Annotated in this window: 17 protein-coding genes and 2 pseudogenes; 7 read left to right on the top strand and 12 right to left on the bottom strand. The window is 59.3% G+C overall.

Going from position 1 to position 17315, the window contains the following annotated elements:
* The first annotated feature begins 169 nt into the window (after positions 1-169).
* On the top strand, positions 170-376 hold the full coding sequence (locus tag AC1DYW_RS13280) for a hypothetical protein (protein ID WP_477226475.1): 207 nt from the start codon (positions 170-172) through the stop codon (positions 374-376).
* A gap of 159 nt (positions 377-535) precedes the next feature.
* Here the strand turns inward: AC1DYW_RS13280 and AC1DYW_RS13275 are convergent, their stop codons facing one another.
* On the bottom strand, positions 536-1141 hold the full coding sequence (locus AC1DYW_RS13275) for a cysteine hydrolase family protein (RefSeq protein ID WP_477227065.1): 606 nt from the start codon (positions 1139-1141) through the stop codon (positions 536-538).
* Positions 1142-1356: 215 nt separating this feature from the next.
* Here AC1DYW_RS13275 and AC1DYW_RS13270 point away from each other — a divergent pair, with 215 nt between their 5' ends.
* Complete coding sequence (locus AC1DYW_RS13270) at positions 1357-1656, top strand: DUF1236 domain-containing protein (protein WP_477226474.1); 300 nt, start codon at positions 1357-1359, stop codon at positions 1654-1656.
* Between the two features lie 70 nt (positions 1657-1726).
* Here the strand turns inward: AC1DYW_RS13270 and AC1DYW_RS13265 are convergent, their stop codons facing one another.
* The 4 genes from AC1DYW_RS13265 to AC1DYW_RS13250 form a co-directional block, all read right to left on the bottom strand.
* On the bottom strand, positions 1727-1996 hold the full coding sequence (locus tag AC1DYW_RS13265; protein WP_477226473.1) for a hypothetical protein: 270 nt from the start codon (positions 1994-1996) through the stop codon (positions 1727-1729).
* Positions 1997-2005: 9 nt separating this feature from the next.
* A complete protein-coding gene (locus AC1DYW_RS13260) occupies positions 2006-2248 on the bottom strand; it encodes a hypothetical protein (protein WP_477226472.1) in 243 nt (80 codons plus the stop codon).
* Positions 2249-2319: 71 nt separating this feature from the next.
* Positions 2320-2541 carry a DUF768 domain-containing protein gene (locus AC1DYW_RS13255; protein ID WP_477226471.1) on the bottom strand — a complete coding sequence of 74 codons (222 nt, stop codon included), beginning with the start codon at positions 2539-2541 and terminating at the stop codon, positions 2320-2322.
* A 169-nt stretch (positions 2542-2710) separates the two neighbouring features.
* The gene (locus tag AC1DYW_RS13250) at positions 2711-3571 is read right to left on the bottom strand and encodes an ATP-dependent DNA ligase (protein WP_477226470.1); all 861 of its coding nucleotides are present in this window, start codon (positions 3569-3571) and stop codon (positions 2711-2713) included.
* Between the two features lie 1001 nt (positions 3572-4572).
* On the opposite strand from AC1DYW_RS13250, the gene AC1DYW_RS13245 reads away from it, so the two are divergent.
* Both AC1DYW_RS13245 and AC1DYW_RS13240 read left to right on the top strand, forming a co-directional pair.
* Complete coding sequence (locus AC1DYW_RS13245) at positions 4573-4977, top strand: response regulator (protein ID WP_477226469.1); 405 nt, start codon at positions 4573-4575, stop codon at positions 4975-4977.
* A 995-nt stretch (positions 4978-5972) separates the two neighbouring features.
* A pseudogene (locus AC1DYW_RS13240) lies at positions 5973-6305 on the top strand (BA14K family protein); the annotation flags it as partial.
* A 1207-nt stretch (positions 6306-7512) separates the two neighbouring features.
* Here AC1DYW_RS13240 and AC1DYW_RS13235 read toward each other — a convergent pair.
* The 3 genes from AC1DYW_RS13235 to AC1DYW_RS13225 all read right to left on the bottom strand — a co-directional run bounded on the left by AC1DYW_RS13235 (position 7513) and on the right by AC1DYW_RS13225 (position 10117).
* Complete coding sequence (locus tag AC1DYW_RS13235; protein ID WP_477227064.1) at positions 7513-9435, bottom strand: hybrid sensor histidine kinase/response regulator; 1923 nt, start codon at positions 9433-9435, stop codon at positions 7513-7515.
* Between the two features lie 164 nt (positions 9436-9599).
* On the bottom strand, positions 9600-9815 hold the full coding sequence (locus AC1DYW_RS13230; protein WP_477226468.1) for a hypothetical protein: 216 nt from the start codon (positions 9813-9815) through the stop codon (positions 9600-9602).
* A 59-nt stretch (positions 9816-9874) separates the two neighbouring features.
* The gene (locus tag AC1DYW_RS13225; RefSeq protein ID WP_477226467.1) at positions 9875-10117 is read right to left on the bottom strand and encodes a hypothetical protein; all 243 of its coding nucleotides are present in this window, start codon (positions 10115-10117) and stop codon (positions 9875-9877) included.
* Positions 10118-10461: 344 nt separating this feature from the next.
* Between AC1DYW_RS13225 and AC1DYW_RS13220 the strand changes: the two genes are divergently transcribed.
* Both AC1DYW_RS13220 and AC1DYW_RS13215 read left to right on the top strand, forming a co-directional pair.
* Complete coding sequence (locus tag AC1DYW_RS13220; RefSeq protein WP_477226466.1) at positions 10462-11217, top strand: DUF4142 domain-containing protein; 756 nt, start codon at positions 10462-10464, stop codon at positions 11215-11217.
* Positions 11218-11242: 25 nt separating this feature from the next.
* The gene (locus AC1DYW_RS13215) at positions 11243-11845 is read left to right on the top strand and encodes a hypothetical protein (RefSeq protein ID WP_477226465.1); all 603 of its coding nucleotides are present in this window, start codon (positions 11243-11245) and stop codon (positions 11843-11845) included.
* 97 nt (positions 11846-11942) lie between these two features.
* Here the strand turns inward: AC1DYW_RS13215 and AC1DYW_RS13210 are convergent, their stop codons facing one another.
* Entirely contained in the window at positions 11943-13094 is a 1152-nt protein-coding gene (locus tag AC1DYW_RS13210) for an extracellular catalytic domain type 1 short-chain-length polyhydroxyalkanoate depolymerase (protein WP_477227063.1), read from the bottom strand.
* Between the two features lie 565 nt (positions 13095-13659).
* Between AC1DYW_RS13210 and AC1DYW_RS13205 the strand changes: the two genes are divergently transcribed.
* Positions 13660-13824 carry a hypothetical protein gene (locus AC1DYW_RS13205; RefSeq protein ID WP_477226464.1) on the top strand — a complete coding sequence of 55 codons (165 nt, stop codon included), beginning with the start codon at positions 13660-13662 and terminating at the stop codon, positions 13822-13824.
* A gap of 109 nt (positions 13825-13933) precedes the next feature.
* Here the strand turns inward: AC1DYW_RS13205 and AC1DYW_RS13200 are convergent.
* The 3 genes and pseudogenes from AC1DYW_RS13200 to AC1DYW_RS13190 form a co-directional block, all read right to left on the bottom strand.
* Positions 13934-14182, bottom strand: a pseudogene (locus AC1DYW_RS13200) (hypothetical protein); the annotation flags it as partial.
* 166 nt (positions 14183-14348) lie between these two features.
* A complete protein-coding gene (gene katE, locus AC1DYW_RS13195) occupies positions 14349-16457 on the bottom strand; it encodes a catalase (RefSeq protein ID WP_477226463.1) in 2109 nt (702 codons plus the stop codon).
* Between the two features lie 649 nt (positions 16458-17106).
* Positions 17107-17283 (bottom strand): hypothetical protein, encoded by a 177-nt coding sequence (locus AC1DYW_RS13190; protein WP_477226462.1) that lies wholly within the window; start codon positions 17281-17283, stop codon positions 17107-17109.
* Positions 17284-17315: the final 32 nt, after the last annotated feature.

The raw sequence follows: 17315 nt of genomic DNA, 5'->3' as shown, positions 1-17315 counted from the left end.
AAGCCGGCTTCCAGTCGCGATTGCGCTTCCTCTGGCGGACCTGATTTTCCGCTTGGCCGGCGCCTTTCAGGCAACCTCCCCTATGGCGTCGGCCTTCTTCCTCCTAGCTTGCCTTCGCGCACAGGTTGCGCGATGCTGCCCTCGGGGAGTAAAGAGATGGGGCAATCCAATGGCAGCCGAGATCAAGAGCGAGAAGCAAGCAATTACCATCGACAAGTGGGAGGTAGCCATGAGTGAAGCAGTCGGAGGCGTCGTTCTACTACTGTTCCCGACCGATGGTGATGTTGTCCCGATCATACTTAGGCCTGCTCAGGCAACAAAATTGGGCCACGATTTACAATCGCCCAAGTTCGTACCGAAGCCGACAGTCCAATGATCTAGCGGCTACTGGCAGCCGCCAATGCGGCTCAAACACGCTCACCACGTAGGCCCTTGCGGGATACCTGTCATCGCCAGGTCTATGCGCTCTAGGCGCGTAACGTGGCCGGTCCGGGTTCGGTGGACCCTCGTGATAGCGCCGCATTCAACTTTGACATCACCAGCCTGAGAGAACCGTCTCCATCTCGACGGTCTCGACCTGCTGCGCGAAGCGCTGGTGATAGACTGTGAGGAGCGCATCATGTGTCGCGTCAGAAGAGCTGCACAGAGCGTCGGTGACGACAACCACCCGATAGCCGAAATCGATCCCGCCGAGTACCGTGGCCAGAACACACACGTCGGTTTCGCCGCCTGTGATGACCAGCGTGTCGACGTTCTGGCCTATCAGATGGGCTCTTAGGGGGCCTTCGAACCAAGGCGAATAGATATGCTTGTCGATCGTCGTTGCCGGCGGACAGTACTCCGCGAGTGTCGGCAACAGTTCGACCATTTCGGGGCCCATGTTTTCGATCGTCATCGAGGCCCAACGTTCATAATAGCGCTTCCATGTTCCGGTGCCTTGCCCGGATTTGCGAGCAGGAAGGAAGCGCGTGAAAACCGTCTGCGGCGCGCGCCTTGCGACAAGCCGCTCTATCTGGGGGAGGACGCGGCTGATCCAGGGTGTCGCCCATGGTGACGGTTCGGCAAACAGGCGCTGCATATCCACACAGATGTGCATACATCGATCGCCTAGCGGGCCATATACTAGTCCATGCATCGACATGCAGATAGACCTCGGCAGGCTGCGAATGTTCCAATGCTTCGGCGCCGCGCAGGAAGAGAAGCTGCGCCCGCGGCGGTCTGTGTTTTGCGACAAGACTTCGGTCCCATGTCCCGTCCGACCGAAGCCCAACCCTGGAACGTTTGCACTTGTCCAAGGTTCGGGTGACTTGGCGACTGACGATGTGGTCAACGCCTAGTGTCACGAAGGAGGAAATCATGAGAATGCATCTTACGGGCGCCGCTGCGGCGTTGTTGCTCTTCGCTGGTGTCGGCGCGGTCGCTGCTCAGGACGTCGTCATCACGCCTGAGCAGGATACGGTCATCCATGAGTATGTGAAGAAGCAGCCCTTGGCATCCGTGAAGATTCCCGGCGTCGAACTCAATATCGGCACAGCTCTGCCCGACACGGTCGAGCTTCATGAAGTGCCCAACGTCAAATACCGTTATGTCGTTGTCGACAACCGGACGGTTCTTGTGGATCCCGGCACGCGCAAGATTGTCAAAGTCTACAACTGACGAATCTAACTGTTGAAGCCCGTCGCCCAAATTGGCGGCGGGCTTACCCGATCATTCGAGTCAGAGGCGCTTAGTCTAAGCGCCGCTGCCCTGCTGTCCTCGGATGGCTGGTGAACGAGATGTTTCGGTCAGGGCGCCCCGCGTGCCGGCAGGGCTGGCAAAAGAGCACCTTGATCAAGTCCCAATGCAGGCAGCCGTAGTCCGCGCCGAGACGGTCAACCAGCGCCTGGATATCGATGTCCACATGGCGGCGGCATGTCATGCAGTCGACCGAAAGCCCCGACCCGATCTGCAGCTTCTTGCCGAGCGTGTCCTCGACAAACGGATATTTCATGGTCATGGGATTGCGCTACCCATCCTTGGGAGGCCGCACCGGTCCTGTCCCGAACCATTGAATGAAGGGCGCATCCTTGCCGGTGATGTCCTTCACCGTCTTCAATAGCGCTTCGTGGGCACGCTGGAGTGCCCGGTAATGCTCGCTGCTGGGTGATAGCAACGGCTGGACGATGCTTTTATGAAGTCGTTCCGCCGCCGTCAGGAAGCGCTCGATCTCAGCCTCTGAAAGCTGCTTGGAAAGCTTGGTTCTGGCCATAGGCGAACTCCGTTAAAGGGGATCGCCGCAACGGGAGGATTCTATTCCTCATCTGGATTGGCCGGCAAGGCCTATTCGGGCAAGCCCGATTCGTAATGCACAATCGCGTCGAGGATCGTTCGATAGAGGCTGTCGACTTCCTCGTCGATCTCGTCCCGCTTGATCCCGATCGACTTGGCGTCAGCGATCAGCTTGTGGGTGAGTTCGTCGACCGAAATGACATCGGCTTTCGTCGTCTCCGGCACGTTGTTGGCCAGCCATCGATCTAGGAAGTTGATGCCGCGTGTGCTCATTTAAAGATCCACCACCCAGCCAGCGCGCAAATGGCGACCACCAATGTTGCAGCCAAGATCAATATCCCCTTGCGGTTCTGCCGACGGAGGGCTCGGCACCAGTTTTTCGGGGTTCGATCGGTCGTCCATAGTTGAATGAATTTGCGTGCGGATATTAGGTTCCGCTAACTCATTTTTCCCAAAAGTCCTGAAGCGAGGCGTGACGCAGTTGCTCCTCGCCTTTCAGAAACTTGACGCGGCCCACAAGGCCAGGCTTGAGCCATTCGGCGTTTTTCTTCGCCAAGGCTACCGGCGCTGGAGCGCCCACCTTGCCTTCGACGCGATCCCAAAGCCCCTGGCGCTTGTCGTGCTTGAAGATGACAACGGCCCCGCCGACGTAGCGACCTTGGTCCGCCATCAGCACCATCGCCGGCTTGCCGCTTTCGCGCTGCACCCCGATGATGTCCATCTCCTTTTCGTCGTAGCACTTGATCTTGCGCCAGTTCATCGTCGGCCCGCTGCGATAGACGCTGTCCCTCCGCTTCGAAACCATGCCCTCCAGGCCAGCGTGATCCACAAGCCGATAGACAGCGTCACCTGTGCCCGGCATGGCTTCGCTGAATTGAATGCGGCTGGCGGCCGGGATCATCTCCCGCAGAATGTCGCGGCGGTCCCTCACCGGCATGTCGCGCAGATCGTGGCCGTTGATGTACAGAAGATCGAACGCTACCAGGTAGAGATCCTGTGAAGGCCGGCGCTTGGTGACGGCCGATTGCAGAGCATGGAAATCGGACAGGCCCGCCTCATTTGTCACGATGGTTTCACCATCGAGGATGAAGTTTTCAGCGTCGATCGAGGCCGCTTCCTTGGTAAGGTGTCGGTATCGGGACGTCCAGTCGTAGCCGTTCTTGGTGAACAGGCGGATGCCATCGGCATCCTTGATGATTTGGGTGCGGTAACCATCAACCTTGATTTCATGGATCCAGTCGTCGCCTTCGGGCGGCCAGTCGACCAACTCCGGCTCCATCGGCTTAATGAATTTCAGACGCATGCACTGACCCGCTAGTCGCGCTTCAATTAGCATACGCTAAAATATCTATGGAAACATTTTAGGCAAATTGAATGTTTGAAGGTGATGACAAAGCTATCCGACCTTGGACCGCCCATTCCTGGTAAGCGTCACGCGGGCGACCATTCCGACGAACAGGACAATTTCTATACCTGTCCAATCTGCGGCCAGATGGTCGACATGTGCGATCTGCGATAGGTCATTTGGCACGAACGGCCGAAGCACAAGCCGTTTATCGTGCTCGTTGATTAGACGCGGCGCTTCAGGAAAATTGCCCTTTCCGTTCCATTAGCGGCCAGTGAAATGTTGGTCGGAACCTTCTGCCCGGTCCACTGTTCTGCAGAAAAGTCCGTGGAGTGGAGATGTCACTTTGCGAAACCTGACGGCAGAGCAATCGCGAGCAGCGCGCGCGCTATTAAACTGGTCCTGCGTGAGGCTTGGCGCCAAGTCCAACCTGAGCGAAGACACGATCCGTGAGTTTGAGAACGGCCACAGAATGCCGGGTCCGGGCACCTCACGCGCATCCGACAGGCATTGGAAGCAGCCGGTGTTGTCTTTACCTCTGGAGAGCCGTCGCTAACCAATCTCTCTGAGGGTGAGGCCGGCGTAATCGGATCTAATGAGATGTAGTCCTCATGGCTAGCCACCGCAACGAGCCGAAAAACTAATCGTTCCAACAGGTCACAGAAAGCCGCAAGTAGACAGCGATCCAGCGCTTTAAACGGAACCCCGCCGACCGGAGCCAGCGGGGCCTTGAAATGCTGTTTTCAAACAGCCTGCCTGTGAGGCAACAGGCTTCTTTGAGAACTTCCTGAGAGTGTCGATGTTCCGCCCGAAAAACAAAAAGCCCAAGGCCTCGAGGTAGCGGGCGATGGGCCCAAAAAGACGCCGCCGAGGCCTTCGTGCATGCTTTCGACAGTTGACCAATTGGAACAAATACCGGCCTCGCGCGTAATCGGTGCGCAAACTGGGGAGATTAACAAATGTATGTCGGGGCGGTTCTGGTCGTTGAGGACGAGCCGCTAATCCTGCTCGATCTCGAATCGGTGTTAGAGGAAGCCGGCTTCGAAGTAGCGTCGGCCCCAGATGCCGCACAGGCTATCGCGGCTTTCGATGCAGCCCCGGACAAGTTTAAGGGCCTCATTACAGACGTCCGCCTAGGGGCCGGCCAGTCCGGTTGGGAGGTAGCCAGGCATTTGCGGCAAGCCAACTCAACCATTCCCGTGATCTACATCAGCGGAGACAGCGCCATTCACTGGGGCGCTGAGGGTGTGCCTAGTAGCGTGATGATCACGAAGCCGTTCGTCCTGGCCCAGATCATCACGGCTCTTTCCACGCTGCTGAACGAGCAGCCGACCATCGACCCAAATAACTCCACATCTCTTTGACGTTGGTCGTATTCGGCTGCTGCCAACAAAAGAGCCCGCCATCGGGAACGATGGCGGGAGCTTGGGTGGCTGCTCGGTGAGGGGAGCCGAGCAGGATCAGAACTTCCACCGTCTGCAACGGGTTCCAGCCTGGCACGCAAAAAAGCCCGCCACCTTTCGGCAGCGGGCCAGCTTTGGCGGAATCACTGGGTACAGTGATCTCGCCGAACGTCGTCGGTGCGAGATTGTTCCAACGGTCAGGAAAAATGCCCGCCCGAAATGGGATACGGGCGGGCAGGGTCTGGAGTGCGCCGGGATCAACCAGCATAGGGTCAACGATCGGCGCAATGGCCGGTTGCCGCTCATTTAGAAAATTTGAATTTTCGGATAGCGGCCTATAATTCGTCAGCCGGCAAAACCCACCCCTCTTTGCCGGTAGGCCCGGCGGTCAGTCCCCGAGCCCCCCGCTATGGCCGCCGGACCACGCGCTACAACGCGGCCTTGAGCGCGCGGTCCTGCCAGCGGATTGTGTTCACCCAGAAGCGGACAGTCAGACTTTCTGTCCATCACCAGGGCCACGCCCGGAGCCGCGAAGGGCATTCCCAGCCACGACATCGACGGCACCGTGCCTCATCGAACGTGACGAGTGTCAACTTGGGTCGTGAGCCGAAATTCAAATTTAGACACTCGGCTCATGCCGCGCCAGCGCACTTCCTGGAACCAGATCCATCGCCCCGCATTTTGTTTGGATGGGTAGGGTTGAAGGAGCGCAGCGTGAAGGCTTTGTTGGGAATCGCCGGAGGTTTCTTGCTGACGCTCGCGGTCTTCGCCAGCGGCCTTGCATTCGCCGCATGGCTTCTCGCGGCCCTGTGAAGACGGCGGCACAGTCCTTCGAGCGCATTCCGGCTGAGCAGGCTGAGATACCCGACGCCTCCGCCATGGCGAAAGCGCTACCCGACCCCATCGTGACTTCCGCCGTCCAGCCTTCGACAGGCGAGGTCAAGGCAACAACGGCCGAATTGCCGGCCGCCCATGTCGAATGGTGCGCGAGCCGCTACCGGTCCTACAACCCCGAGGACAACAGCTACAGGTCTTACACAGGGCGGCAACGCCCATGCATATCGCCCTATTCCGCCACAGCGCAGCCGCCCGATGCCGTCAGCTACGTTGAGGCAAACGATGCGTCGATGAATGGATACGTTCCGACGGATGAGTGGGCGACGGCGGAGGGCAGCCCCCAGCTTTCGTCCGACCACATTGACTATTGCTTCAGCCGTTACCGCTCCTTTCGGCCCGAAGACAACACCTACCAGCCCTATTCCGGCGGCCCGCGCAGGCAGTGCCAATAGCGCTGGTCGCTCAATCTCTCCATGAACGCAAAAGGCCCGCCACCTTGGGTAAAAGGTGACGGGCTCCAAAGTCGCCAGCAGAGGGACATTAGCTGGCAGAGAGGTAACTTTCTGCAGAAATATTAGTTGCGTCTAAAATAATAAACTCGCCTTTGGCTAGCCCGCCGGCCGAAGCCAGCGGGCGTGAACGACGTTCTTAGCGTCGGGATATGAGCAAGCAGAGCTCGCGGAGGTCGCGATCATAGGAGCCAGAGCTGCTCAGCACGTCCGCGCAGCGCTTCTTCATCCGCGCTAGTTGGCTGTCAGGCATGTCGGCGACGACACGTGTCAGCCTTGCCCTGCTGGGATTGGACGCGATGCTCGAGTTCGTCGGATTGGTTGGATTGGTGCCAACGCCGGCACCAACGCCGGTCCCTACCCCTGCACCGACGCTATTGGCCCCTCCTATATTCGCACCGGCACCGGCAGTGACGCCGCCAGTCCCGCCGACATTGGCGCCAGCACCTGCATTGACGCCATTGCTGCCACCGACAGAAGCACCGAGGCCAGCGCTGGCTCCATTGGAACCGCCAACATTTGCGCCGCCGCCAGAGCTAACCCCGCCGCTGCCGCCGACTGAGGCGCCTGTACCAGCGTTGACCCCGCCTCCACCGCCAACTGAGGCGCCAACGCCAGCATTGATACCGCCGCCGCCACCGACTGACGCGCCGGCTCCGACGCCTATGCCCGCAGTATAAGCCGGGAACGACAATGAGATTGCAAGTATGCTGCCAGCCAAGGTCTTGGCCAGACTTCTGTTCAGGGAGTACATGCGATCCTCCTTGGTTGCCTTAAACAGCCGTGAATGACTGTGCAGGAACAACTTGCGAAGGGCACATTAGCGCCATCGCATAAAAACTTACGCGGGAGCATGGCTTTCGAACCATCAATGCAGCTGTCTCAATTTGATTCGAACCTTCGGCAATAAAAAAGGCCCGCCGCCTTTCGGCAGCGGGCCGGGGTCTGGCATAGGCCTCGCCCCGCCCGGGGCGGACAACTCGGCCAGCCAGCCTGTGACCGCGCTTTCGGAAAAAGCCCGCCACACCATTCGGCGGGTGGGCAAGAGGCAGCAAATGGGAGGTGATTGGGGTCACCTTTGCCGCGTATCAGAACGCCGGGCGGCAGGCATAGTTCCATATGGCTGGCGCCCTACTCTCAAGGCAATGCGTCACCTTCGAAGCGCGAGATCCATGGCCTTCTCCAAGTCGTCGTCGAAAAACGGTTTGGCCAGGCGGGTTGCGGTCGTCTGTGTCCCGGAAGGAAGCTCGGCATAACCCGTCGCGAGAATTACAGGCAGGTGCGGGCGCTCGGCTCTAACCAGATCAATCAGTTCGACGCCGGTCATGCCTGGCATAGCATGATCCGTGATGAGCAAGTCCAGCTTCGGCTCCCCCCTGAGTACTTCCAGCGCACGTACCCCTGAACTTGCTTGGGAAACGGAATGTCCAAGATCCTCCAGCATCGCGACGGTGTTCATCAGCACCAGAGCATCGTCGTCGACAGCCAGGATTGTAAGTGGTTGCCGGTTCGTGCCGGGCATCTGCGGAGCAGGCGTGTCATCTGCAGGCCGCGACGACATCGCCGCCGGGAGCCAAATTTCCACCTTGGTGCCGGCACCGGGTCGACTGTCAATCATAAGCCGGCCTCCGGACTGTTCGGAAAAACCTTGCGCCATCGCGAGGCCTAGGCCGGTCCCTTTACCTACGCCTTTCGTCGTGAAGAACGGTTCGGTCGCACGGGAAAGTGTCGCGGCATCCATCCCTTGCCCTTCGTCTTTCACGGAAAAGCGGACGTAGCGACCGGCTTTAAGCTTGTGATCGTTGAAGACGTCCAGTTCTTCAGCGTGAGCGCTTATAACAAGCGATCCTCCAGAGGGCATGGCGTCGCGCGCGTTGACCGCGAGATTTAGAAGCACGGACTCCAATTGGTTGGGGTCAGTGACGACATTAGGCAGTGACAACGGAAATTGGGTTAGGATTGCGATCGTCGGACCAATTGCCCTTTCAAGCATATCCGTCATCCCACGCACGAGATCGGGAATCGAGACCGTTTGTTGATCGAGATCCTGGCGGCGAGCGAACGCCAGCATCCGCTGGGTGAGCGTTGCTCCTCTAGCAGCGGCTTGCGACGCGTTATCCAAAAGCGAGAGAAGCCTGGAATCATCCGAGACGCGTCTACGTATCATGGAGAGGCTGCTCTGGATCACCATCAGAAGATTGTTGAAGTCGTGCGCTACGCCTCCGGTAAGCTGGCCAATGGCTTCCAATTTCTGGACCTGAAAGAGCTGTTCTCGTGTTTGCTCCAGCTCCCTTAGCGCCTTGCTGCGCTCCGTCACGTCGCGGGTGATCTTCGCAAAACCGATCAGTTCCCCGCCCTCATTTCGAATTGCATCGATGATGACATGGGCCAAAAATGTGCTGCCGTCTTTGCGCACACGCCAAGCTTCGCGCTCGAAACGCCCCTCCTTGGCAGCAGTTGCAAGACTCTCTTCCGGAGCGCCGGCCTTTCGATCGGCCTCGGGATAAAAGCGCGAGAAATGCTCGCCAAGAATTTCGTGCGCCTTATAGCCTTTGATCCGCTCGGCGCCCAGGTTCCAGCTGCTCACAAAACCCTTCGGATCCAACATGTAAATGGCGTAGTCAGCGACGCTCTGGACCAAAATCCGGAACTGTTCTTCGCTGCTCCTCAGCGCTTGTTCAGCGCTTTTCCTTTCCGTTAGGTCTCGCGTGATCTTTGCAAACCCGACGACTTCGCCATCTGTGCCGCGGACGGGATCGATAACAACATGCGTCCAGAACTCGGTGCCGTCCTTGCGGACGCGCCAGCCCTCGGCTTCGAACCGACCTTCCGTTGCAGCCGTCTTCAGCGCCATTTCGGGCAAACCCGCAGCTCGGTCGGCCGGCTTGTAGAATGTGGAAAAATGCTGGCCAATGATTTCGTCAGCGGTGTAGCCCTTAGACTTCTCTGCGCCTGGGTTCCAGCTGATGACTGTCCCGTTCACGTCGAGAAGATACACCGCGTAGTCGGTAATCGATTCAACAAGCACACGAAACCGATCCTCGACCGGCAGAGACGAGGCCGTCCGTACGATGGGGGACTTTTGCAAAAGGTGCTGCTCCAAACGTCAACTAGCTGAAACGCTATGAAGCGCTTCCGGTTCCGACATCAAGGATCAACGAAATGGCGCTTGAACGAAGCGCTGTATCCGCAGCGGCACCGGTGCCAGCCATCATTTCGCGACTTGCTGGCTACCGCTCAGTCGACCTCGATAATCTTTCGTCCTGGTGTCTTGACGGCGCCTCGACGGCGTTTGGCCGGAGCCGTCTTTTCGACAGACGCTTCCACGGAAAGGCGCTGCTCTCGCAGTCGCGCCGTCTTGGCATCTCTCGCTAGGCGCTCAGCCTCGATCGTCAGTTTCGATTCGCGATCAGCGCGCTCAATCCGTTCCTTGTCGACGCGTCGTTGGGTCATGAAAGCCTCCACCGCCAGAGACCATGAATTCCTAGCCGGCAAAAATGTTCCTAAATCCATCAGCTGGTCGACTGACGCGGCTCGCTCACGCCAGTTTCGTCAACTTCCGCTTCCATCTGGTCGCCGACCAACCTGGCCTTGTCCGCGCCGATGATGGGTTCACCATCAAATCCCTGCAGCCATGCATCGGCGTATTCGTCCCAGACCTCGGGCACCACGCGCTCCTTGCCGTCCTTTCGAGCCTGCACGCCGTACATCCAAGCGTAGGTGATGCGCTCCTGGTCCTTCTTAGCCAGGGCCATTTTCGTCTACCTCCACTCCTCTCCTCGCGAACCCGAAATGCCCGCCTCGGTTTGTTTTGCCCCACCCCGAGACGGGCTGTGGAAGCTGTAGAGGCAACTTCCATGCCTTGGCCACGGGAGCAAACCAAGGCACAGTCAAAACTTCACTCCAATGAGAATGTTCCTCGGCGAATATTAGCAATCTTTTGACAGCCAAACCGACCGGTCCAGAGCGCGGTCGCCACTCTCCGAGCCATAAACAGGGTGCGCCGATCAATGCCAGTTTATCGCTGACCGTCCGGAACAAAGCCGACTGGCGCAGGTTAGGCCCTTAGCACATGTGTGCACAAACAAGGACCTATCCCATGAAAACCCGCCTACCCTTGGCCTCACTGGCCACAGCTACAGCTATGTCTTTCGCCCTGCCCGCCCTTGCTGCCGACAGCGCGCAAGACTTTGTCGACAAGGCCGCGGCAGGCGGAATGTTCGAAGTGGATTCCAGCAAGGTTGCCGAAACCAAAGCACAGGACCAGAGCGTCAAGGACTTCGCGCACAAGATGATTGACGATCATGGTGCGGCCAACGCCAAGCTCGAGACAATCGCCGGCGAGCAGAAGCTAACAGTCCCGAAGGAACTGGACGCCAAGCACAAGGGCGATGTCGATACTCTGCAAAATGGCAAGGATCCGATCGACACACCCTACGTCCAAATGCAGCGCGATGCGCATTCCGATGCGGTCAAGCTGTTCGAGAGCTACGCCAAGGATGGCGACAACGCTCAGCTGAAGACCTTCGCCCAGGAGACAATCCCGACACTCAAGATGCATCAGGAAATGATCGAAAAGATCGCGTCCAAGATCGATGACAAATCGGCGGCCACCTCCTCGACGACCCCGGCCGTAGCCACCACCGACACCGCGAACCCCTCCGCTCCCGTTCCTGGTGCGAACAGCTTCACCGAGGATCAGGCCAAGGATCGCATTCAGGACGCCGGCTTCTCCGATGTGTCCAAGCTGGCCAAGGATGATCAGGGCATCTGGCGCGGCCAGGCGAACAAGGGCGGCAAGACCACGGCAGTAGCGCTCGACTACCAGGGCAACGTCGTTGCCGGCACCAACTAACCAAACAGAAATCAGGAGATCCAAAATGAAAACCGTGACCGGACTATTCGACAATTATGACGACGCTTCCGATGCCGTTGGCGAACTGGAAGCGACGGGCATTCCGCATTCCAACATCAGCATCATCGCCAACAATGCGGACAACCGGCGCGACCATGACGAATCCAAGGCTGCGGACGATGCAGCGGGCGGCGCCGGACTTGGTGCCGTTGTCGGCGGCGCTGGCGGACTGCTGACCGGGCTTGGCCTCATGGCCATCCCGGGCGTTGGTCCGGTGGTGGCCGCCGGATGGTTGGCTGCCACTGCAGTCGGTGCGGTTGGGGGCGCCGTCGTCGGCGGCGCTGCCGGCGGCATCGTCGGAGCCCTCACTGATTCCGGCGTCGCAGAGGACGATGCCCACGTCTATGCAGAGGGTGTGCGTCGTGGCGGCACGTTGGTCACCGCCAAGGTAGACGACCCGCTGGTGGCAAACGCCGAAAGGATTCTGGGGCAGACCAAGTCCGTGAACCTGGAAGAGCGTCGTGGAGAATATCAGGCCGGCGGATGGACAGGTTTCGACGCCGATGCCGAGAACTACGCCTCGAATGAAATTGGGCGAGACGGCGCTCGTCGCGTCAATCGCATCTAACCGCGCGAAACTTCCCGGCCGGAACTTCGACCTTTCGGCCGGGAAACCTTCTTGGCATCAAGCCTTGTCGGTCTTACCCAGCCAAAGAGCTTTTGAGCTAACGCATCAAACCGGCTGCGCGCAGAGCGTCCTCAATCACCTTGGTAATGCCTGTGGCCGAACCGCCGCGAGCATCAGGCTGAGGCGCCTTTGCGGCATCGGCGCGTACTGCTCGCGGATTTTCCGCAGGTGCATAAGTCCTCACTGCTTTGCCCGCCGATCTTCCCGGCGCTTCCCCAGATCTGGCTTCAGTTCGGCTTGTAAGACCCCAGAAATCCGCAATATGGCGTGTTGATGAAATGCCGACGTTCAGCATGAATGGGGCGGCAACGCCCAAGCCATCATCACCGAGCGTCTGCAGTGGCGTGCCATGGCCCATGCCGGCAATCGTGTATTTCTCGATCAACTCCTTGCCGTCCGCGCCGCACCACACCTGACGTATCTGTCGATCGACCGTTTCTTTTCGGGTGGGGCTGGCGCCCACGCCGTGAACCGCTTGCCATTGGGCGAGAATGGAATCCGCGTTCGACGCGACCACGGTGGTGTCGGCCGCGCCCTGCCAGATTGAAATCTTCGGCCAAATCCCTTTGTGGGGCGAAGCTTCCGCAAGGCGCCTTTGAAGTTCAGCCTTCGAAGGGCCCCCATGGCCACGCATACGATCGAAGGCTTCCGGGATCGTCGACGCGCTGCCGTAGGCGAGCCCTGCTATGATTGCGCCGCCAGCGAACACTTCCGGATATGTTGCCAACATTGCCGCCGCCATGGCGCCGCCGGCGGAAAGACCCGTGATAAAAATGCGCCGGTCGTCGAGGCCATGCTTTGTCACCATGGCTTGGATCATCTGGCGGATGGAGAGCACTTCTCCACGGTCGCGCGTGATATCTTCGGGCACGAACCAGTTGAAGCAAAGATTGGGGTTGTTGCCGCGCTGCTGCTCCGGAAACAGCACTGCAAAACCCTGGTCGGTCGCCAGCTTCGACCATCCAGATCCATGATCGTACCCATCCGCCGTCTGCGTGCAGCCATGCAGGACGACAACTAACGCCGCTCCCCGCGGGAGATTCTCAGGTGCGTAGAAGCGCCCACGCAAGGCACCGGGATTGGATCCGAAACCGGCTATGTCGGACAAGCGGTCGTCGCGGTGCGCGGACAAACCCGGCCGGCCACGCATAGCGGTCAGGCGAGTGATTGTATCTGAGAGGTTTCGCAAATCGAGATCCTTAGCCGCCAGGGTGACGAAAACCGCGCACGATAATGCACAGGCAACAACATCGTTGCTGCACTGCACAATAGCAAGCTTACGTGATTCCAGCCGGCTCATGAGCGGCTCCGGTCGGCCAAATCGACTTTGTACGGAACCCCGAGCCCTCGCGTTGGAGCCCAATTGGACGGCATTCGGCTTATTCGAAGGAACCAAAGTCGCGGGAAGAGCTTCAATCATTGAGCGCCCCGACAGCGCGCATCGGACATGCAGGAGGAACGAATGGGGTTTTTCGGCAAGGTGTTCTCGGGCCTAACTGGCAGGAGAGCCGATGACAAAAAGACCACAGGGGACATGCGCAAGGCGACAGGCGCCGGGCCAGCCATAGCGGCGCACTCCAAGGACGCAAGAACCTCCGCTGCCACCGGGCAAAACCAGCAAGCCGCGCGGAAGAAGGCGCAGAAGTAACGACGGAAATGGCTTGATGCCATGCACGGGCACCTGCCTTGCGCAGTGGCAGAGGGGAACCGACCTGCGAGTTTGTTGTTGTCCTTCACACACCGGAGACAGCACCATGCCGAAGGACCAGACCAAATCCCAGGATTCCGACCGCGAGGCGATGCACCTCGCCGAGACGACCGACGTGTCGCCGAAGCAGGCGAAGGATCTTTTGCGCGAGCATGGCGGCGACAAGAAAAAAGCCACCGAAAAGGCCAAGAATTTCAAGGCTGAGGGATAGCGGTGCAAGCGGCGCACAAAGGCAAGTTGACACTTGGTCAGGCCAAACGGTCTTTTACCGCATTGGCCGCCCAAACGGGCATCCCGGTTGAGTATGGCGCAGAGTGAGGCGCTATGCCAAGGCCGATGAAGAAGCCGGTTCCGAGAGCACCCGGTTTCTGCTTGGCCAGGGCCTGCAACTGGTCGCGAATGAGATCGAGCCCGCCCGACGGCAGCAAACCGCCCAGATAGGCGACATGATCCGCGACCGTGACAGGATCCACGACGAAACCATAGATCGAAATGAGGGCCGCCAGCGCCGGAAAGCGATTAACCCTTCGGAGGCGAATGCCCCCGAGGGGATGGTAGCGCTTGCTCAGTTCCTTATTGGATGCACTCGGAAAGAGCCAGCCACTGGACTGCACCCCTGTGGCAGGCTCGTCAGGCATTACCGGCCCCGACCGAGCAACGCGTCAGCGCGGCGCCACCAACTGAACTTGTCTATCTCGTCGTTCTCCTGAGATGGCCCGATGTTGCTAGCGGAATTTAACCCAACTTCACCTTCGGCTCGCGCGCCCACCAGCGCAACTCTCCAAGCCTTGCAACAAAGCCCGAAATATCCTTGGCCGATCCAAGGGAGATAACCGCCTCATCTTCGACAACTCCGACCTTAGACAACAGCGGAGCTGCCGCCTCGACGAAGCCGATGAACTTGCAATGCGCGAACGCATCCGCGACGAAGTCGCGGGCGGTCGATTCCTTCATCAGGTCGTCCATCGCAGGCTTTGCCGGCAACAGCGCGATGGCGTCGTAGAGAACCGATGGCGCGCCCGATATCATCTGGTGCGCATCGATCCAGCTGCCGTCGCTGGCCTTGGCCCCGCCGACCTTCGGCGCGATGATCTCGAAGCTTGCGCCAGCCTTGGTCAACGCCTGCTGCATGCCCTTCAGCAGGCCGGCGTCTGTCCCGTCGGTCACCAGGATGCCGAGCTTGCGACCTTCAAAACGACCAGGTCCGTTCTTGAGGATGCTGAGCGAATCCAAAGCTGCGAGATCCCGGCGCGTTGCCACTGCCGCATCGGCAGGCTTCGGCATAGCCTTCAGACCGAGCGCGTCCGCCACCTTGCCGGCCAGCCCATCGTCGATGTTCAGAAGGTGGGAAACGATGCGCTCGCGAATGACCGGGGTTTGCACCTTGCTCAGCTCAAACGTGAGCGCCGAGGCGATGTGCGCCTGCTCTACGGGGTGCTGACTGATGTAGAACTGGCGTGCCTGGCTGTAGTGATCGGCAAAGGTTTCAGACCGCAACCGGGCCTTTGGGCCAGCTTCGACTTCGTCAAAGGACCGGGCACCCCTAGCGGGCGATTCACGTGGTCCTTCGTCCCATGAATTCGGCTGGTAGTTGGCACGCCCGACCGGGTTGCGCATCGCCATGTGTCCATCCTGTTGAAAGTGATGGAAGGGACATTTGGGTGCGTTGATCGGAAGGTGGGTGAAGTTGGTGCTGCCCAGCCGTTTGATCTGCGTGTCGAGGTAGGAGAAATTTCGGCCCTGCAGCAGCGGGTCGTTCGAAAAGTCTACGCCGGGCGGCACGTTCTGCGTCATGAACGCGACCTGCTCGGTCTCGGCAAAGAAATTGTCGGGCATACGATCGAGCACAAGACGGCCAACCGCGATCGGCGGCAGCACCTCCTCGGGGATGAGTTTGGTGGGATCGAGGATATCGAAGTCGAAGCTGTCGGCGAGCGCCTGATCAAACAGCTGCAGTTGCAGTTCCCATTCGGGGAAGTTGCCGGCGTGGATGGCGTCCCACAGGTCGCGGCGATGGAAGTCGGGATCCGCGCCGTTGATCTTGACCGCTTCATTCCAGGCGACGGACTGGAGACCGAGCTTCGGCTTCCAGAGGAACTTGACGAAGGTCGATTCATCGTTGGCGTTGAGCAGCCGGAACGTGTGAACACCAAAACCTTCCATGAAGCGCAGGGAACGCGGGATCGCCCTGTCTGACATCGCCCACATGATCATGTGCATGCTTTCCGGAGTGAGCGAGATGAAGTCCCAGAAATTGTCATGCGCTGTCTGCGCCTGCGGGAAGTCGCTGTTGGGCTCTGCCTTGGCGGCGTGGATCAAGTCGGGAAATTTGATCGCATCCTGGATGAAGAACACCGGCATGTTGTTGCCGACGATGTCCCAGTTGCCTTCTTGCGTATAGAGTTTGACGGCGAAGCCACGCACATCCCGGGCAAGGTCGGCAGAACCCTTGTTGCCGGCAACGGTGGAGAAGCGGACGAAAGCCGGTGTCTTTTCGCCGGCGCGCTGGAAGATGTCGGCACGCGTGTATTTCGCCAGCGATTCATAGGTTTCGAAATAGCCGTGCACACCATAGCCACGGGCATGGACGACGCGTTCGGGGATCCGCTCGTGATCGAAATGGAAGATTTTTTCGCGGAAGTGAAAATCTTCGAGCACGGTCGGTCCACGTGGGCCGATCCTGAGCGAGTTCTGGTCGTCCGCAACCGGCCCGCCCTGGGCCGTTGTCAGCACCGGTGTCGAGCCGGATGCGACCTGATGCAGTTCTCCGCCAACGCCACGCGCCAGTTTCTGATCATGAATTGTCGCAGCCGTCCCGGCCGATTTGGATGTTTGCTTCGCCATGCTGGAAATCCCTTGAGGTGAACGCGCAAGCTGCACTGCTTGCTCAATGTCCCGAATGGATTTGCGTTCCTTCTCGATTCCAGATCCTTAAACGACGAAGGCCGCCCGGTTTTGCCGGCGGCCTTTCATTGCCCTCAAAGGGCGAATGCGGTCAGAAGTTCTTGTTGATCGCGGCTGCCGTCTTTTTTGTCGCATCCTTGACGGCGGACTTCGCCTCGCCTACGCCTTCTGAACCTTGCCGTTGGCTTCCCGCGCGGCGGCCTTCAGCCCGCAGATGGTCATTGCCGACGGCCTTGCCGACGCCTTCCTTGGCTTTGCCTACTGCCTGATTGGCGCGACCCGAAGCCTAGTCGCTGGTGCTTCCCATGGAATTTTCCTCTTCCCGCCTGGCTTCTTGGCGGTACGACGACGTTTGAAACCGGAGAAGGCTGCTCGGCAGACAGGCGCTGCTCTCGCAGCCGCGCCGTCTTGGTCTCTCTCGCCAGACGCTCAGCCTCAATCGTCAGTTTCGATTCGCGATCAGCACGCTCAATCCGTTCCTTGTCGACGCGTCGATGGGTCACGAAAGCCTCCTTGGCCGACCGACCTGAATTCTCGTCCGGCTGAAATGTTCCTTCACCGGATCGAGACGGTAAGCCCGGCGGCGACCCTACGGTTTACGGGCAGTCAGAATGTGTGCTTCCCGCAATAGCGACGCCCAGCTGTGCACACCCAAGAATGCGATTAGCTCGCGGGCTTGCGTTTCCGTGATGCCAGTTTCATTGACCAGGCGACGCGCGACAGGATCGTCCGGCTTGCTGGGCGCTTTGCCCTGTTCGTCAGTCATCATCGTGTCCCTTGACGACCCAACGACAGGGC

It is taken from the genome of Mesorhizobium sp. P2_D5, from assembly GCF_056404355.1.
This window is presented reverse-complemented; position numbering and strand designations above follow the sequence as displayed.

Excerpts from the sequence above, each read along its gene's own strand:
- AC1DYW_RS13205 (WP_477226464.1), top strand. The coding sequence starts at position 13,660 with ATGCCGAAGGACCAGACCAAATCCCAGGATTCCGACCGCGAGGCGATG.
- AC1DYW_RS13215 (WP_477226465.1), top strand. The coding sequence starts at position 11,243 with ATGAAAACCGTGACCGGACTATTCGACAATTATGACGACGCTTCCGAT.
- AC1DYW_RS13275 (WP_477227065.1), bottom strand. The coding sequence starts at position 1,141 with ATGTCGATGCATGGACTAGTATATGGCCCGCTAGGCGATCGATGTATG.
- AC1DYW_RS13190 (WP_477226462.1), bottom strand. The coding sequence starts at position 17,283 with ATGACTGACGAACAGGGCAAAGCGCCCAGCAAGCCGGACGATCCTGTC.
- AC1DYW_RS13245 (WP_477226469.1), top strand. The coding sequence starts at position 4,573 with ATGTATGTCGGGGCGGTTCTGGTCGTTGAGGACGAGCCGCTAATCCTG.
- AC1DYW_RS13270 (WP_477226474.1), top strand. The coding sequence starts at position 1,357 with ATGAGAATGCATCTTACGGGCGCCGCTGCGGCGTTGTTGCTCTTCGCT.
- AC1DYW_RS13280 (WP_477226475.1), top strand. The coding sequence starts at position 170 with ATGGCAGCCGAGATCAAGAGCGAGAAGCAAGCAATTACCATCGACAAG.
- AC1DYW_RS13225 (WP_477226467.1), bottom strand. The coding sequence starts at position 10,117 with ATGGCCCTGGCTAAGAAGGACCAGGAGCGCATCACCTACGCTTGGATG.
- AC1DYW_RS13220 (WP_477226466.1), top strand. The coding sequence starts at position 10,462 with ATGAAAACCCGCCTACCCTTGGCCTCACTGGCCACAGCTACAGCTATG.
- katE (WP_477226463.1), bottom strand. The coding sequence starts at position 16,457 with ATGGCGAAGCAAACATCCAAATCGGCCGGGACGGCTGCGACAATTCAT.
- AC1DYW_RS13250 (WP_477226470.1), bottom strand. The coding sequence starts at position 3,571 with ATGCGTCTGAAATTCATTAAGCCGATGGAGCCGGAGTTGGTCGACTGG.
- AC1DYW_RS13230 (WP_477226468.1), bottom strand. The coding sequence starts at position 9,815 with ATGACCCAACGACGCGTCGACAAGGAACGGATTGAGCGCGCTGATCGC.
- AC1DYW_RS13255 (WP_477226471.1), bottom strand. The coding sequence starts at position 2,541 with ATGAGCACACGCGGCATCAACTTCCTAGATCGATGGCTGGCCAACAAC.
- AC1DYW_RS13265 (WP_477226473.1), bottom strand. The coding sequence starts at position 1,996 with ATGACCATGAAATATCCGTTTGTCGAGGACACGCTCGGCAAGAAGCTG.
- AC1DYW_RS13260 (WP_477226472.1), bottom strand. The coding sequence starts at position 2,248 with ATGGCCAGAACCAAGCTTTCCAAGCAGCTTTCAGAGGCTGAGATCGAG.